Below are 14,927 nucleotides of genomic sequence, written 5' to 3'. Positions count from 1 at the left end.
CGCGCACGAACTGCACGCCCTGCCGCTTCAGCCAGTCCTCGAGCGGCCGCACGATCGCGTCATACTGATTGTAGACCGTGCGCTTGACGCCGCCGAGCGTCTCGATGCGCGGAAACTCGTTCATGAAGCGGTGCAGATAGCGCTTCAGCTCGACCGCACTGTGCCAGGGCTGGAAGGCAAAAGTGGTCTGCCACATGTACCAGAAATTGGATTCGAAGAAATTTGGCGACAACCAGTCGGTGATGCGACTGTTTCCGAGCGTTTCCTCGGAGGCCTCGGTGAGCCGCAACAGCTCGAGCCGGTCGCGCGCCGAGAAGCCCATATGCGAGACGTCGATCTTGAAGCGGTTGCGATCCACCAGGCGCGCGCGCGAATGCGCGGGGTTCTCCGTGTTGAACGCGACGGTTTCGTCCCGCACGCTGTGGCCCGGGCGTTCGAGCGAGGGAATGTCCGACAACAGATCCCAGGTGCACTCGTAATGGTCGGTGGTGAGCATGCGTCCACCGCGCAGCGAATAGGCGCCGTTCGCAAGCTGCGCGCCGTCGAGACTGCCGCCGACAAGCGGAAGCGCCTCGTAGATCAGGATGTCGCGGCCCGAAAGCTTCGCATCACGAATCAGGAACGCCGCGCCCGCGAGCGACCCGATGCCGCCACCAATGAAATATGCCTTCATGCCTTGCCTCGATTGCAGTCCAATTTTCGGCACGACATTGCATCTGCGCGCATCGGTCGAAGTTGCGTTGGATCAAGCGTAGGAACGCTGAGCATCACATTGAGTTGAGCCGGCCTTGCCACGTGCCCCTCATCCACCGCGCGCTTCGTGCACGCTTGGAGGCTTCTTCGCGTAGATCTGCTCGATCTTGGCGGCGAAGCGGCGTTCGAGCGCCGGGCGTTTGTTCTTCAGCGTCGGCGTCAGCAGCCCGGCGCCGATGGTCCAGGGGTCCAGCGTCCACCAGACCGCGCGTGGCGTCGCATAGGACGGATAGGCCTTCACGGCCGCTGCGATTCTTGCGAGCAGAGCGGCGCGCTCCGCCGCACCGCCTTGCTCGCCGGCGGCTGCGAGCTGCTCTTTCTCCTGTACCCAGGCTTTGGCGTTGAGCACGACAAGCGCAGCGAGGAAGGGGCGCTGCTCGCCGATCACCAGCGCCTGCTCGAACAGGGGATCCGCCAGGATCGCGGTCTCCAGATCCACCGGCGCGATTTTCTCGCCCGTCGAGGTGACCAGGATGTCCTTGAGGCGACCGGTGATGGTGATACGGCCGTTTTCGATCCGCGCCTGATCGCCGGTGTGCAGCCAGCCGTCGGCCTCCTTCACGCGCCGTGTCTCGTCCGGCTTGTTCCAGTACCCCAGCATCACGCTCGGCCCGCGGACGAGCAGCTCATCGTTCTCGCCCAGCCTGACCTCGACGCCGTCAAGGACGTGACCGACCGAACGCGGATCGTTGTCCTCGATGGTGTTGACGGAGACCACCGGCGAAGTCTCGGTCATGCCGTAGCCCTGGAGGATGTCGAGCCCAAGTGCGAGAAACAGGCGGATGACCGGCTCTGCGATCGGGGCGCCCCCGGAGACCGCGACCCGCAGCCGGCCGCCGAGCTGTGCCAGCACCTTGTCCGCGACGAGCCGCTTCAGCAGCGGCCAGATCAGCCGATCGAGCGGCGACAGCCCACCGCGGCCCTGCCGCGCGTCGAAACGCCTGTTACCTACGGCGAGCGTGAGATCGAGCAGCGCGCGCTCGACAGCTCCGGCTGCGGCGCGGTGCTGCATGATCAGCGCCGAGATGCGCTCGTAAATCCGCGGCACCGAAACCAGCACCGTCGGCCGAACATGTCTCAAGTCTTCCGACAACAGCGGCACCGAGCGCGCATAGGCCACGCAGGCGCCTGCCGCGATCGGATAGTAGTAGCCGCCGGTGCGCTCGAACGTGTGCGAGAGCGGCAGAAAGGACAGAAAGACGTCATCCGGTGCTGCCGCAATGCGCTGCGCGATCGCCTTCACATTGGCGACAACGTTTCGATGCGACAACATCACGCCCTTCGGCCGGCCGGTCGTGCCTGACGTGTAGACGATGGCGGCGAGATCGTCCGGTTTCACCACGACATCCGCCATCGGCGCGGTCGCGCCGGGCGCGGCGGCGAGCCAGCGATCGAGCGCGATGACGCGCGCGTCCGCTGTTGCTCGTCCGCTCGTATCCGCGCAGATGACGCGTCTGAGATGGTCCAGCGGCTGGCCGACCGCTACAATCGCTTGCCATCGCTGCAAGGTATCGACGAACAGGAACTGGGCACCGGAATCGGCAAGGATGTAGGCGATGCTGTCGGGGTTGTCGACCGCATGCATTGGCACCGGCACGAGACCGCGCGACAGCGCCGCCTGGTCCATCGCGATATGCGCCGTTCCGTTCGGCATCAGGATCGCGACGCGCTCGCCGGGCGCGAAGCCTTCGGCAGCGAGCGCCCGTCGCCAGATCTCGAATTCCGCGTTGATCTCCTGCCAGGACTGACTGATCCAGCGTCCGACCGAGGCGTCGAAATGCCGATAGGCTTCCGCCGCGGGCGTTGCGCCGACGCGCCAGCGCAGGAGCTCCGGCAGTGTCCTCACTTGGGCGAGCGTGCCGGGCCTGGCTTGCGGAATCTGATCTGCCATCACGTTGACTCAGGATATGCTGGACTCCCGCGGAATCCACCGGGTCGCAAGCTATGCCAACCGATCCCCGGCAAGATTGATCCTGAGCAAAACGCCAGGTCGTGATCGGGCAACACGCAGGCTCGCTAGGCGACTGCCTGCCACTTGGGTGCGGTCGACGATGGCGAGGCGATATCGGCGAGGGGCACAGGCCTGTGAAAGAAATAGCCCTGGCCGAGGGGAATGCCGAGCGCGCCCATTTCATCGACCTGCTGCTGGGTCTCTACTCCTTCGGCGACGATCGCGAGGTTGAGCGTCCGCACGAGCTGAACGATCGATCCCAACACCGCGCGCGTCTCCGGTCGGTCGATCCGATCCATGAACGCCTTGTCGACCTTGACCTTGTCGAACGGAAAGGCGGTCAGGTATGACAGCGCCGAATAGCCGACGCCGAAATCGTCAAGTGCGATTGACACGCCGAGAGCCTTCAGACTCCGGAGCGTCTTGAGATTTTCGGCGCTGTCGGCCAGGAACACACTCTCCGTGATTTCCAGCTCCAGCCGGCATTCGGGAAGCCCGCTCTCGGCAAGCGCGAACTTCACGACGTCGACGAGGTTGCTCTTGGTGAACTGGACGGCCGACAGATTGACGGCCACCTTGACTTCGTCAGGCATTTTCATGGCGTCACGGCACGCCTTCGCCAGCACCAGATTTCCGAGCTCGACGATCAGCCCGGCCTCCTCGGCGATCGGAATGAATTCCGCCGGCGGGACGAAGCCCCGGGTCGGGTGGTGCCAGCGGGCGAGCGCTTCGACAGAAACCATTCGGCCAGTGCCGAGTTCGACCACCGGCTGATAGAAGACCTCGATCTCCTCTCGCCAGATCGCCTCGCGTAATTCGATCTCGAGGAGACTGCGCTGGTCGGCTTCGATCTTCAAGTCCGGCGAATAGACGCTGAAGCAATTGCGACCTGCATTTTTCGACTTGTACAGCGCCAGGTCGGCGTTGCGGAGAATTTCGTCGATTCGCGTCCCATGATCGGGCACCACTGCGACGCCGATGCTGCAGCCGATCACGATCGCATGGCCGTCGATGTCGTAAGGGGCGGCAAGCGCCTTCACGAGCCGGTCCGCCAGGATGGCGGCCCCGTCCCTGAGCGAGCCCCGGCCCGGCATCACGATCAGCGCGAATTCGTCGCCTCCCATTCGCGCAGCGGTATCGACCTCGCGTATTTCGGCCTTGATCCGGCCGGCGACCTGGCTGAGCAGCGCATCGCCGGACTGATGACCAAGAGCGTCGTTGACCGACTTGAACTTGTCGAGGTCGCACAGAAGCACGGCGAAGGGCGTGTGCATCCGCCTGTGCCTCGCCAGCGCCTCTTCGATTCGATCCTTGAACAGGTTGCGGTTTGCGAGTCCCGTCAGGCTGTCATAGTGGGCGAGCTTCTCGATCCGGTCCTCGGATGCCTTGCGCTCCGTGATGTCCTGATGCATCGCAACCCAGCCGCCGTCCTGGCGCCGACCGTAGGAAATGTGGACGATCCGGCCGTTGGGGAATGTCAGCGTATTCGACGCGTGTTCCGACGCGGCAAGACGGCGCTTCAGATCGCTCAGATATTCACCGAGGTCCGACACGGCATCCTGATGCGCAAACACCTCGTGGAAGTTCATCCCGAGGTGAATATCGTCAGCTGGAAGGCCGTACATATCGAGCCACTGACGATTGAATGCGACCAGGCGATCATTGCCGTCGAACATGCTCAACCCCTGCGGCAGGTTGCGCAAAGCATCCTCGAACTTGCCCAGTGAATCGCGCAATTCGGATTGGGCGCGGTCGAGAGCCTGTTGCCTTCGCCAGTGCAGCGTCGTCGCGACCACGATCACCAGGGTCAAGATCAGCGCGCTGCCCAGATAAGCATCCCGTCTGGACTCATAATGCGCGTAGATCTCCTGCTCGGCGATACCGACGGTAAAAATCAGCGGGAAGAGCGCGGATCTGCGCACGGTAATCAATCTGTTGCTACGGTCCGTGCGCCCCTCGCTCCAGTACTGTCCATCACCGTTCGGCAGCCGGCTTTGGATGTGCCCGGCAGCTACTTGCCCGACGAATCCGTTCTGATCCACGCCGCGCGCGGCAAGCACCACGTAGTTCGCGTTGCGGAGGACGAGAGTGCCTCCGGCACCGAGCTTGGCGGTCTCGTAGAAATTGCCGACCATGTCGACGCTGATCGAGCCGACGATCACGCCCAAGGCAGCCTGCTGCTGATCGAGCAGCTTGCGCGCGAGCTGGATCGTCCACTTGTTCGACGCCCGGCCGAAGACCGGCCTGGCGACATAGAGCCTGTCGTCGGCCTGCCTGAGCGTGTTGATGAAGTGCTCGCGATCGCCGAGATAGAGCGGCGGACCGGAATAGCCCGAGGTGGTGGCGAACATGTAACCGTCGAGGCCAATCAGCGAGAACTGGACGACATCGCCGCTCGCAAGATGCGCTCGGTCGCTCCAGGACTTCAGATCAAAGCCGGCCGGATCCTGGGCGTAAAGCGTCTGCACGATCGACAGCGATTGATCGACCCGCTCGAAGATCCGCTCGGTATTCTCCTGGAATAGTTTTGCAACGCTATCCCCGTGCGACCGCGCCTGCTGCAACGCTTCCGTTCTCTCCGAGACGGTGATCGCGAAATAGCTGATCCACACCAGCGGCAGAAAGAACACCGCGAGTTGCAGCGGCACACTGCGCCACACACTCGCTCCTATGCGGCGCATGGCATTTGCCGCCCGCATCATGGGATGCCGGCGATCTGAATCGCGACCGGACGAAACTACATCGCCAGTCGCTGGCAGCGGCTCGAAACCCGGCATGAACTCACTGCCCGGAGCGCCCGGACAGTCCTTTCTGCAACGAACGATTGGGAAGCTCCCAGCGTTTCGTCGGAAGCCTAGGCTGGCCGCCTTAAGCTTTTGTTCCATCCTCCCGCCAGAATTGCATCGACCTAACCGTAGCATTACGGAGATCATCTCATATTGAGATGCAGATGCGCATCGACTCGCGAGCCAGGGGTAGCATCCGACCGTCAATGCATTATAGTACCAGAGCCGGCCTGCTTCGAAGCAAACTCATGACACGCGACCGCCTCTTTCTGCTGCACCCCGGTTTCAAAGACCCGGCCTACCCCGGCCAACGCTTCTATTGCTGGCATTGCGCGCTGATCGAGGGCGTGCTCGCCTCGTTTCCGACGCTGGCCGAAAAGCTCGACGTCGAACGCATCGCCTGGCCGAAGCCGCGGCAGGCCGTGATCGCATTCGTCGGCGAAGAAAACCAATGGCTGCCGCTGCTGGTGTTGGCCGACGGCGCGACATCGCGACACCCGACCGGCAGCTACCAGGGGCGCGCCTTCATCGCCGATAAGGATGCCATCCTCGCCGCGCTGTCCGAGCGCCACGGATTTCCCGGTCCGCATCCGTGAGCCGTCCCGAAACGAGGGAAAATCGGCATTGCCCGGCCTCGCGATCGCCACGCATACTCGGCCAAAACTGCGGAATGCCGGCCATGTCCCATCCTCTCCCCGCTCTCATCGTCGTCGACGTCCAGCGTGCATTCGACGAATGGGAGGCCGCGGGCAAGCGGCGCAACAATCCGGACGCGGTGGCGCGCATTGTCGATCTGCTCGCAGCGTTCAGGGCGAGCGGCGCGCCGATCTTCCACATCCGTCACGAAGGCACCAAACCGAACTCGACGTTCCGCCCCGAATACTCCGGCTACGCCGTGAAGGACGAGGCACGCGAGCAGGCTGGCGAGCCCGTGATCGTCAAGCGCGTGAATAGCGCCTTCATCGGCACCGACCTCGAGGCGCGTCTGCGCGCGAGCGACATCGCCGCGCTCGTGATCTGCGGCGCCACCACCAATCATTGCGTGGAGACGACGACGCGGATGGCCGGAAATCTCGGCTTCGACACGCGCCTGGTGCGAGACGCGACCTGGACGTTCGACCGCACGGGTCCCGACGGCGACATGCATTCGGCCGAGGACATTCACGCGATGACGCTGTCGAATCTGAACGGCGAATTTGCCCGCATCGTGACCACGACTGAAGTGATCGCCTCGCTGACCGCGATGCGACAATAAACCTCAGCGCGATTTTCACGTCGATCGTCTGCGTCGTTTCGACGCCCACGCTCGCCGGAACGCGAGCGATGCCCATCTGTTGTCACTCGATATCTCAACTGGAGTGATGACATGAAATATCTCTTTGTCGCGATGGCTGTCGGCGCTGCAGCGCTGGCCGGCGGATCCGCAGCCAACGCGGCCGGCGGAAAGGCCCAGAAGAACGCGCGATCCAGCCAATCGACCGACATCAGCGCGCAGCACCGACACCACAACTATTACGGCCACCGCCATCATCATTGGCGCCCGCACCACGGCTATTATCGGCCGCACTATCGCGGCTACGGCTATTACCCGCGGCACCAGGGTTATTACGGCGGCGGCCCCTACGGCTATTATGGCGGCGGCGGTCCCGGCGTGACCTTCAGCTTCGGCGGCAGTCGCTGGTGAGACGAAAAGGCCCGCAAAGATGCGGGCCTTCTTTCCTATCCGCGCAAGATCAATCCCGCCGTTTCCGCTCCGCTCGCGAGCGCGGCCTCGACCGTTCCCATGTCGCGACCACGATAGAGCGCTTCACCTGACAACAGCACCAGGCCGTCGGCGCGTGCCAGTCGTTGCTGCGCCGCGCGCGTCCGCGGCGTTGCCCAGGAATAGGCACCGCGGGCGAAGGGTTCGTGCGCCCAGTTGGTCGCTGCAGCCGCCATAACACCGCGCGCAATCTCCTCGCGCGGAATGCTGAAGATCGCGGCGAGCGAAGAGATCCCGGCGTCGATCAATCCTTGCGGCTCGAGATGCGACAGCTCCGCCGTTCGCGGACCGCCGAACCATCCCGTCAGCACAGGATGCTGATCCGGGTATCGCGTCCACCACACCGGAATCGTTTCGTCCGACAGCAGGAACAGCATGTCCGAAAAATCTTCGCGCCGCTCGCGCCACCATGGCCGCGTAAACCGCAGCAGGATCTTGATGACACTGCCGAAGCCGATGTCGTCAGCAGCCGCCGCCTTCGCCCGCACGGCTGCGGGCAACGCGATCTCGCGCAGCAAGGGCAGCGGCACGGTGAGGATGACGCGATCGCAAATCTGCAGCGCTCCGCCGGCACATCGGACGACGGCCTTGCTTCCATTCTCCTCGATCGCCGTGACCACGGCACCGAGGTGAATTGCAACGCCGAACTCGCGGCAAGCGGCGGTCAAAAAATCGATCAGGGCGCCATAACCGCCGTCGATGCGCGCCTGCGCCTGATGTCCCTCGTTCATCCACTCATCACGCAGCGCCAGCGTCGAGGCGCGCTCGGGATCGGCCGCATCATAGCCCTCGACCATGCGCTCGACGGCATGCCGCAGGCGCGCATGGTCCGGACCGGCGAAATGCCGGCGCAGGAAGTCGGCGACGGTAAGATCGTCCGTCAGGTCCTTCACGGCGGCATGAAGCGCGGCGTCGTGGGGATCGCGCGGATTCTCCCGCGAGAATGTCGTACCGTCGAAGCTCCACTGCGCGCCGCCGATCGTCCGCACCATCAGCCCGGCTTCGCGAGCGAGGGCGCGCGTGACCGGCGCCTCGCCATGGACGAACTCGGCGCCGGCATCGGCGGGGTAGCCGAACTCCGCTGCCGAAAGCGGATGGATGCGCCCGCCACAGCGGTCGCGCGCCTCCAGGATGGTCACGCGCTTGCCGGCGCGCGCAAGCGCGCGGGCGGCCATCAGTCCGGCGGCGCCTGCGCCGACAATGACGATATGCTCTGGCGTGTCTGACATGAAGCTCGCTATCGCCGCGTGACGTCGTTCTGGATGAGATAGCGCAGCAACAGCACGCCGCCACCGAGATTCCGCGTGCTCTCCAGCGTCATGGCGGCGAGTGGCGCACGCTTGTCACTGTCGGCCTCGGTCGAATCGAACACGAAGGGCGCGCCCCTGGCCCCGTCGATCGCGGGGCTGAGGATCAGGTTGAATTCGTCGATCAGGCCGGCGCGCAGGAACGCACCATTGGCGACACCCCCGCCCTCCACCAGCAGACGTTTCACGCCGAGCTCGCGGTTGAGAATATCCAGCGTCAGCACCAGGTCGATCTCGGACCTGCCTGCGAAAATATAGGACACGCCCTCGCTGCGCAGACCGGCCAGATGCGAATCCGGCACGTTCTCGGTCAGCACCACGACGATGGGATCGCCGCCGATCTCAGCGCGGCCCCAGCCGATTTTGCCGTGCGCATCGAGCACGACGCCATAGGTTTTGGCATCGCGTCGCGCGAACCAGTTTTCGCGGGGAAATTTTTGGTTCGGCGTCTCGGAATAGGGCTGGCCCTTGGCGAATTCGGAACCGGTCACGCGGCCGATCACCCAGGCATCGCCACCGAGCTCGTCATGGATCTTCTCGAACCAGTCGGTGCCGGCGCCCTTTGGACGCCAGCGGCTTGGATGGGTGCGGCCGTCGAGGCTCGCGTGCATCAGGCAGATGACGTAGGGCTTCATGACAATTCTCCGCGCCGCCTTCTCAGGCCGGCCTGTTACCCTTGGCGCGCTCGTTCACAATCGCCGCGAGCGGATTAAGCTTGGGCGGCGCGACCAGCAGAAGCGTGTTGCTGTCGTGATGATTGAACGGGGCGCCGCGGACGAACAACTCGGTCTGGATCAGATAGCTCCAGCTGCCGTCGTCATTAAGGGTGATGTCGCAACGATAGCTGTCGGTGCGAAATGCCTGTTCCAGGAAATCGGTCGAGCAGATGCCGTAAGCAGTATCGCCGCGCTTCGCCGTGACGGAGATTTTCCTGTCGTCCGGCGCCGCCTTGCCCGAGGCCAGCAGCACCTGTCCACGCGGAATCGCCAGCGTCTGCATGACCAGCCCGGTCGCGGGCTCCCACAGCCAATAACCAACCTGGTCGTGGAACGTGATGTCTTCTTCCGGCGTGTTGATGTGAATGTGATAGCGCAGGCCGTAGAGCAGTTGCGGCCCGTTGGCCTGCGGATCGATCGGGTCCATCCGGATGCGCTCGATGAAGGTCCGCCGCTCCGGCCCGTCCGCCTTTGGATTGATGTCAATGCCCTTGTCCGCCTGCCAGGTGCCGGCGAGCCGGCGCAGCGGCCCGAGATTGGCAAGACTGTCGGGAGAAACGTCCTCGGGCTCAGTGAAGATGTCGGCCGGGAGGGGGAGCATGCAGACCTCGCATTGTTGCGCGGCAGCATTAGCATAGGGCAGCAGGAAACCAGCACGATGGAACCGAAGGGCTGCCCCGCACGTTGTGGGGGCTCGAGTGCCTGGTCCTCGAAATCCGGGCTCGAATGGGCAAGGACGCCCATGTCACGCGTCGCAAGGGGGTCCGGTGCTGTCGGAGAAAACTGCTCGGCAGTCAATCGATGTGGGCTTCCTCTCCGACGGAGGCGAGCTGGGTGCGATGTTGCGTACCCTCGATTGGTCGGGCTCGCCGCTCGGTCCTCCCCACCAATGGTCCCAGGCCCTGAAAACGACGGTCGGCATGCTGCTGGCCGCACAGGCCCAGATTGTGCTGTTCTGGGGCTCCGACTACATAGCGCTCTACAATGACGCCTATGCGCCCGGCATCGGCGCCAATCACCCCCGCGCCCTTGGCCGGCCCGCCATCGAGAACTGGGGCGAGCTGTGGGACGACCTGGAGCCGCTGCTGTCGGGCGTGCGCAAGACGAGAAAGACATTCGCCGCCAAGGACCGCCCCTTCTACGTCGAGCGCCATGGCTATGGAGAGACGAGCTACTGGGATGTCTCCTACTCGGCCGTGCCTGACGATGATGGTTCGGTCGGCGGCGTCCTTTGCATCGTCTCGGAGACGACCGAGCGTGTTCTCGGCGAGACGCAATTGCGGGCCAGTGAAGCACGCTACAGGGAGCTGAACGCGACGCTCGAGCAGCGCGTGGCCGAGCGCGCGGCGGAGCGTCATCTGCTCGCCACCATCGTGGAAACCACGGATGGGCAGATTCAGGCACTCGATCTCGATTATCGCTGGCTTGCGATCAACGCGTCCTGCTCCGACGCGTATCAGCGCATCTACGGCAAGCGACCTAAGGTCGGCGATTCCCTGCAGGAATTCCTCGCCGACCGGCCCGAGCATCTCGCGGCAGCTACCGCGATCTGGAGCCGGGCGCTGGCCGGCGAAAGCTTCACGACCATCGAGGAACTCGGCGACATCAGGTTTGATCGCCGTGTCTACGAGATGAAGTTCGAGGCATTGCGCACGCCCGATGGCACGCGGATCGGCGCATTCCTGACCGGGATGGACGTGACCGATCGCCTCGAGGAGCAGGCACGCCTGGCGAAAGCCGAGGAAGCGCTGCGTCAGGCTCAGAAAATGGAGGCGATGGGCCAGCTCACCGGCGGCGTCGCGCACGACTTCAACAATCTGCTGACGCCGATCGTCGGCCTGCTCGACCTGTTTCAACGCAAGGGCATCGGCGGCGAGCGAGAGCATCGCCTGATCGCCGGGGCCGCGCAGGCGGCCGAGCGCGCCAAGACGCTGGTGCAGCGCCTGCTTGCTTTCGCGCGCAGGCAACCGCTCCAGCCCGTTCCGGTCAATATCGGCCGGCTCGTCGCCGACATGGGCGAGCTGATCTCCAGCACGACCGGACCGCAGATCCAGGTGACGGTGGACACGCCGGACGGGCTGCCCGAAGCCATGGCCGATCCCAACCAGATCGAGATGGCGATTCTCAATCTCAGCGTGAACGCGCGTGACGCCATGCCCGACGGCGGCAAATTGCGCATCTCAGCCAAGGCCCGCACGGTTGAACGCGCGCACGGCTCTGACCTCGTGCCGGGCGCCTATGTCTGCATTTCGGTTGCGGATACCGGCAACGGCATGGACGAGGACACGCTGGCTCACGCGGTCGAGCCGTTCTTCTCGACCAAGGGCATCGGGCAAGGGACCGGCCTTGGCCTCTCGATGGTCCATGGCCTTGCCTCTCAACTGGGCGGTGCCCTGACGATCAGGAGCGCTGTGGGGGCAGGCACCACGGTCGAATTGTGGCTGCCGGTCAGTCATGCGGCCGCGGGCGCGATCGATGCCGCCCCGCAAGCAAAGCTGCGTCCGCTGCACACCGGCACGGCACTGCTGGTGGACGACGAGCCGCTGGTGCGCATGAGCACCGCCGAAATGCTGAGCGAGCTCGGCTACCGGGTCGTCGAGGCAGGCTCAGCCGAGGATGCGCTTCAGCGCGTCAAAGATGGCCTGCGCCCGGACCTGCTTATCACCGACCATCTGATGCCCGGCATGAGCGGAACGGACCTCGGCCTCGCGCTGCGCAGCCAATATCCCGAGATCCAGATCCTCGTCGTGTCAGGCTACGCCAACAACGAAGGCATCACGCCGGACTTGTCGCGGCTGACAAAACCATTCCGAAGCGATGAGCTGGCGGCGAGCCTGGCCAATCTGGCCAAAACGGGGTGACAGCGGGCTGCAACACGCGGCCGCGACCACGGGCGCAGCCGACGCACTCGCCCTATATCAGCGGCGCGCCCTGCCGCAGGTTCATGTGCCTGTTGACGTCCTTGTAGAGAAGATAGCGGAACCGGCCGGGGCCGCCCGCGTAGCACGCCTGCGGGCAGAACGCGCGCAGCCACATGTAATCTCCGGCCTCGACCTCGACCCAATCGCGATTGAGACGGTAGACCGCCTTGCCCTCGAGCACGTACAGCCCGTGCTCCATGACGTGCGTCTCGGCGAAGGGAATCGTTGCCCCCGGCTCGAACGTCACGATCGTGACATGCATATCGTGCCTGAGGTCGGCGGGATCGACGAAGCGCGTAGTGGCCCAACGCCCCTCCGTGTCAGGCATCGGCGTCGGCGCGATCGACTGCTCGTTGGTCACGATCGGCTCGGGATCAGCCAAACCCGGCACGCGCTGGTACAGCTTGCGGATCCAGTGCAGCTGGGCCGGGGCCCGGCCGCGATTACGCAGGCCCCACGCGCAACCCGGCGGGATATAGGCGAAACCGCCGGCCGTCAGCTCGCTTTCCTTGCCTGCCAGCTTGAGGATGACTTGTCCGCCCACGACAAACAGCGCGCCCTCGGCGTCCTTTTCGGGCTCGGGGATGTCGCTGCCGCCGGCCGGCGCGATCTCCATCAGATAATGGGAGAACGTCTCGGCGAAGCCGGACAGCGGTCGCGCGAGAACCCAGACCCGCGTGTTGTCCCAGTGCGGCAGGTAACTGACGACGATATCGCGTTGCACGCTGCCCGGAATCACGGCGTATGCGGTCGTGAAGACCGCGCGGCCGCTGAGAAGATCGGTCTGCGGCGGCAGACCGCCCTGCGGGATGTGATAAGTTCGCGATGACATCGTTTAGGCCTCGTGGCGATCCGGCTTCAGGTCGAGCTGCATGGGCTCGTCCAGCCAATATTCTTCCAGATTATCACCCTTGCCCTTTCGGTCGACCACAAGGAAGGGGCTAGCGTCCTTGAGCACCAGCAGCGGGTGGTGCCAGCAATTGCGAGCATAGTTCACCCCCTGCTGCCCCGTCGCCCTGAACGCGCGATAGGTCGCGGCATTGCGCGGGTCGGAACAAACAACAACCAGCCAGTCCGCTCCGCCAAGCGGCACGAACAGCTGGCTTCCCAGCGGATGGCGCTCCATCAGGCGAATTGCAATCGGCACCGGACGCAGCGAGGCGACAAACCAGCTGATGTTGGTCTGTCCACCCTCCGCGGCGACGTCGATGCTGGCGAGGTCGTTGAAACGGCTGGCATAGCCCTGGTTGATCGACAGGGGTGTCACCCCATCAGTTTCGATGACTTCGCCAAACGGAGCGAACGCCTGCTTGGTTAGGGGTTCGATCGAAACTGTCGCCATCGTCAACCTCAATCGTCTCCACGCTCACAACCCCCCAACAGGCGCGGCCGCAACATCAGGCTCGGCCTGCAGGGTCTCGCCCGAAGCAACCATCTCACCGTTCAGGATACGATGGGCCTTGGCGCGATCGAGGTCGCCTTCCCAGGAGGCAACGACGACCGTGGCAACGCAGTTGCCGACATAATTGCCGAGCGCGCGAGCGATACCAATGAACCAGTCCACCGACAAGATCAGCACGAGGCCAATCGCCGGGATGGCAGGTATCGCCGACAGCGTCGCGGCGAGGACGACGATGGCCGAGCCGGGGACGCCGTGCGCGCCCTTGGAGGTCAGCAAGGCGACGCCGAGAATCGCCAGCAGGTCGCCCATGGCAAGCGGGGTATTGGTCGCCTGCGCGATGAACACCGCCGCCAGGGTCAGATAGATCGAGAACGCATCCAGGTTGAACGAGTAGCCGGTCGGGATGACGAGGCCGACGGTCGATCGCTTGATCCCGAGCAGCTCCAGCTTGCGCATGGTCTGCGGCAGCACGCTGTCGCCCGCGGCCGTACCGAGCACGATCATCAGTTCCTCGCGCAAATACGCGAGCAGCTTGAACAGGCTGAAGCCGGACAGCCGCATGATGGCGCCGAGAACGACCACCACGAACAGGACCACCGCCAGATAGAACAGGCCGACGAGACCGCCGAGCTGCTTGAGCGACCCGATGCCGTACTTGCCGACGGTGAAGGCGATCGCGCCGAACACGCCGATCGGGGCGAGCCGGACGACGAAGTTCATCATCTTGAAGATGATCTCGTTCACACGTTCGATGAAATCGACGACGGGCCTGGCGCGCTCGCCGCACAGCGAGACCGCACAGCCGAACATGATCGAGACGATCAGGACCTGCAGGACATCGCCGGAGCTGAATGCGCCGACGATCGTACCGGGGATCAGCTTCATCAGGAACTCGGAGACGCCGCCGCCGGCCACCTGGGCCGCGGTCTGGCTGAACCCACTGAGCGCCTTGGCATCCAGCGTCGCGGGATCGATGTTCATGCCGGCGCCGGGCTGGAAATAATAGGCCAGCGCGATGCCGAACATCAGGGCGACGGTGGTGACGATCTCGAAATAGAGCAGCGAGCGGATGCCGACCCTGCCGACTTTCGAAAGGTCGCCGGCCGCTGAAATTCCCTGCACCACGACGCAGAACACGATGACGGGCACCAGCATCTTGATCAGCTTGATGAAGCCGTCGCCCAGCGGCTTCAGCTGCACTGCAGTGCTGGGATAAGCCATCCCGAGCACGATGCCGAGCGCGAGTGCGACGACGACCTGAAAGAAGAGTGACTTGAAAATTCTGGGCATGGCTTTCCTCGCTCAAAGGGCTGGTGTCGGTCTGGCGTG

13 protein-coding genes are annotated in these 14,927 nt (G+C 64.2%); 4 read left to right on the top strand and 9 right to left on the bottom strand.

What is annotated here, in order from left to right:
* From IF809_RS12525 to IF809_RS12515, 3 genes are all read right to left on the bottom strand, one after another.
* The coding region (locus IF809_RS12525; protein WP_462837704.1) for an oleate hydratase at positions 1-673 on the bottom strand (673 nt) is incomplete at its 3' end.
* A gap of 129 nt (positions 674-802) precedes the next feature.
* A complete protein-coding gene (locus tag IF809_RS12520) occupies positions 803-2,644 on the bottom strand; it encodes an AMP-dependent synthetase/ligase (RefSeq protein ID WP_462837703.1) in 1,842 nt (613 codons plus the stop codon).
* A gap of 125 nt (positions 2,645-2,769) precedes the next feature.
* The gene (locus tag IF809_RS12515) at positions 2,770-5,364 is read right to left on the bottom strand and encodes a bifunctional diguanylate cyclase/phosphodiesterase (RefSeq protein ID WP_453994881.1); all 2,595 of its coding nucleotides are present in this window, start codon (positions 5,362-5,364) and stop codon (positions 2,770-2,772) included.
* Positions 5,365-5,738: 374 nt separating this feature from the next.
* On the opposite strand from IF809_RS12515, the gene IF809_RS12510 reads away from it, so the two are divergent.
* The 3 genes from IF809_RS12510 (at position 5,739) to IF809_RS12500 (ending at position 7,174) form a co-directional block, all read left to right on the top strand.
* Complete coding sequence (locus tag IF809_RS12510) at positions 5,739-6,086, top strand: DUF3088 domain-containing protein (protein ID WP_453994879.1); 348 nt, start codon at positions 5,739-5,741, stop codon at positions 6,084-6,086.
* Positions 6,087-6,169: 83 nt separating this feature from the next.
* Complete coding sequence (locus IF809_RS12505; protein WP_453994877.1) at positions 6,170-6,745, top strand: cysteine hydrolase family protein; 576 nt, start codon at positions 6,170-6,172, stop codon at positions 6,743-6,745.
* A gap of 111 nt (positions 6,746-6,856) precedes the next feature.
* Positions 6,857-7,174, top strand: coding sequence for a hypothetical protein (locus IF809_RS12500; protein ID WP_453994875.1), 318 nt, complete (start codon positions 6,857-6,859; stop codon positions 7,172-7,174).
* A gap of 35 nt (positions 7,175-7,209) precedes the next feature.
* Here the strand turns inward: IF809_RS12500 and IF809_RS12495 are convergent, their stop codons facing one another.
* The 3 genes from IF809_RS12495 to IF809_RS12485 are packed head-to-tail and all read right to left on the bottom strand — an operon-like array spanning position 7,210 to position 9,876.
* The gene (locus tag IF809_RS12495) at positions 7,210-8,481 is read right to left on the bottom strand and encodes a flavin monoamine oxidase family protein (RefSeq protein ID WP_462837702.1); all 1,272 of its coding nucleotides are present in this window, start codon (positions 8,479-8,481) and stop codon (positions 7,210-7,212) included.
* A gap of 8 nt (positions 8,482-8,489) precedes the next feature.
* On the bottom strand, positions 8,490-9,194 hold the full coding sequence (locus tag IF809_RS12490; protein WP_453994871.1) for a RibD family protein: 705 nt from the start codon (positions 9,192-9,194) through the stop codon (positions 8,490-8,492).
* 22 nt (positions 9,195-9,216) lie between these two features.
* Complete coding sequence (locus IF809_RS12485; protein WP_453994869.1) at positions 9,217-9,876, bottom strand: FABP family protein; 660 nt, start codon at positions 9,874-9,876, stop codon at positions 9,217-9,219.
* A 238-nt stretch (positions 9,877-10,114) separates the two neighbouring features.
* On the opposite strand from IF809_RS12485, the gene IF809_RS12480 reads away from it, so the two are divergent.
* Positions 10,115-12,136, top strand: coding sequence for a hybrid sensor histidine kinase/response regulator (locus tag IF809_RS12480; RefSeq protein WP_462837701.1), 2,022 nt, complete (start codon positions 10,115-10,117; stop codon positions 12,134-12,136).
* Between the two features lie 52 nt (positions 12,137-12,188).
* Here IF809_RS12480 and IF809_RS12475 read toward each other — a convergent pair whose 3' ends face one another.
* Genes IF809_RS12475 through dctA form a run of 3 tightly spaced genes read right to left on the bottom strand, consistent with a single transcriptional unit; the run spans position 12,189 to position 14,888 of the window.
* Complete coding sequence (locus tag IF809_RS12475) at positions 12,189-13,028, bottom strand: bifunctional allantoicase/(S)-ureidoglycine aminohydrolase (protein WP_453994865.1); 840 nt, start codon at positions 13,026-13,028, stop codon at positions 12,189-12,191.
* Positions 13,029-13,031: 3 nt separating this feature from the next.
* Positions 13,032-13,538 (bottom strand): ureidoglycolate lyase, encoded by a 507-nt coding sequence (locus IF809_RS12470; RefSeq protein WP_453994863.1) that lies wholly within the window; start codon positions 13,536-13,538, stop codon positions 13,032-13,034.
* A gap of 24 nt (positions 13,539-13,562) precedes the next feature.
* A complete protein-coding gene (dctA, locus tag IF809_RS12465) occupies positions 13,563-14,888 on the bottom strand; it encodes a C4-dicarboxylate transporter DctA (RefSeq protein WP_453994862.1) in 1,326 nt (441 codons plus the stop codon).
* Positions 14,889-14,927: the final 39 nt, after the last annotated feature.

Source organism: Bradyrhizobium sp. UFLA06-24 (genome assembly GCF_054967145.1).
Note: the sequence above shows the minus strand (reverse complement) of the source record. Positions and strands in the feature narration are given on the sequence as shown.

Coding starts and splice junctions, on each gene's coding strand:
- IF809_RS12520 (WP_462837703.1), bottom strand. CDS start 2,644: ATGGCAGATCAGATTCCGCAAGCCAGGCCCGGCACGCTCGCCCAAGTG.
- IF809_RS12510 (WP_453994879.1), top strand. CDS start 5,739: ATGACACGCGACCGCCTCTTTCTGCTGCACCCCGGTTTCAAAGACCCG.
- IF809_RS12505 (WP_453994877.1), top strand. CDS start 6,170: ATGTCCCATCCTCTCCCCGCTCTCATCGTCGTCGACGTCCAGCGTGCA.
- IF809_RS12500 (WP_453994875.1), top strand. CDS start 6,857: ATGAAATATCTCTTTGTCGCGATGGCTGTCGGCGCTGCAGCGCTGGCC.
- IF809_RS12495 (WP_462837702.1), bottom strand. CDS start 8,481: ATGTCAGACACGCCAGAGCATATCGTCATTGTCGGCGCAGGCGCCGCC.
- IF809_RS12490 (WP_453994871.1), bottom strand. CDS start 9,194: ATGAAGCCCTACGTCATCTGCCTGATGCACGCGAGCCTCGACGGCCGC.
- IF809_RS12485 (WP_453994869.1), bottom strand. CDS start 9,876: ATGCTCCCCCTCCCGGCCGACATCTTCACTGAGCCCGAGGACGTTTCT.
- IF809_RS12480 (WP_462837701.1), top strand. CDS start 10,115: ATGTTGCGTACCCTCGATTGGTCGGGCTCGCCGCTCGGTCCTCCCCAC.
- IF809_RS12475 (WP_453994865.1), bottom strand. CDS start 13,028: ATGTCATCGCGAACTTATCACATCCCGCAGGGCGGTCTGCCGCCGCAG.
- IF809_RS12470 (WP_453994863.1), bottom strand. CDS start 13,538: ATGGCGACAGTTTCGATCGAACCCCTAACCAAGCAGGCGTTCGCTCCG.
- dctA (WP_453994862.1), bottom strand. CDS start 14,888: ATGCCCAGAATTTTCAAGTCACTCTTCTTTCAGGTCGTCGTCGCACTC.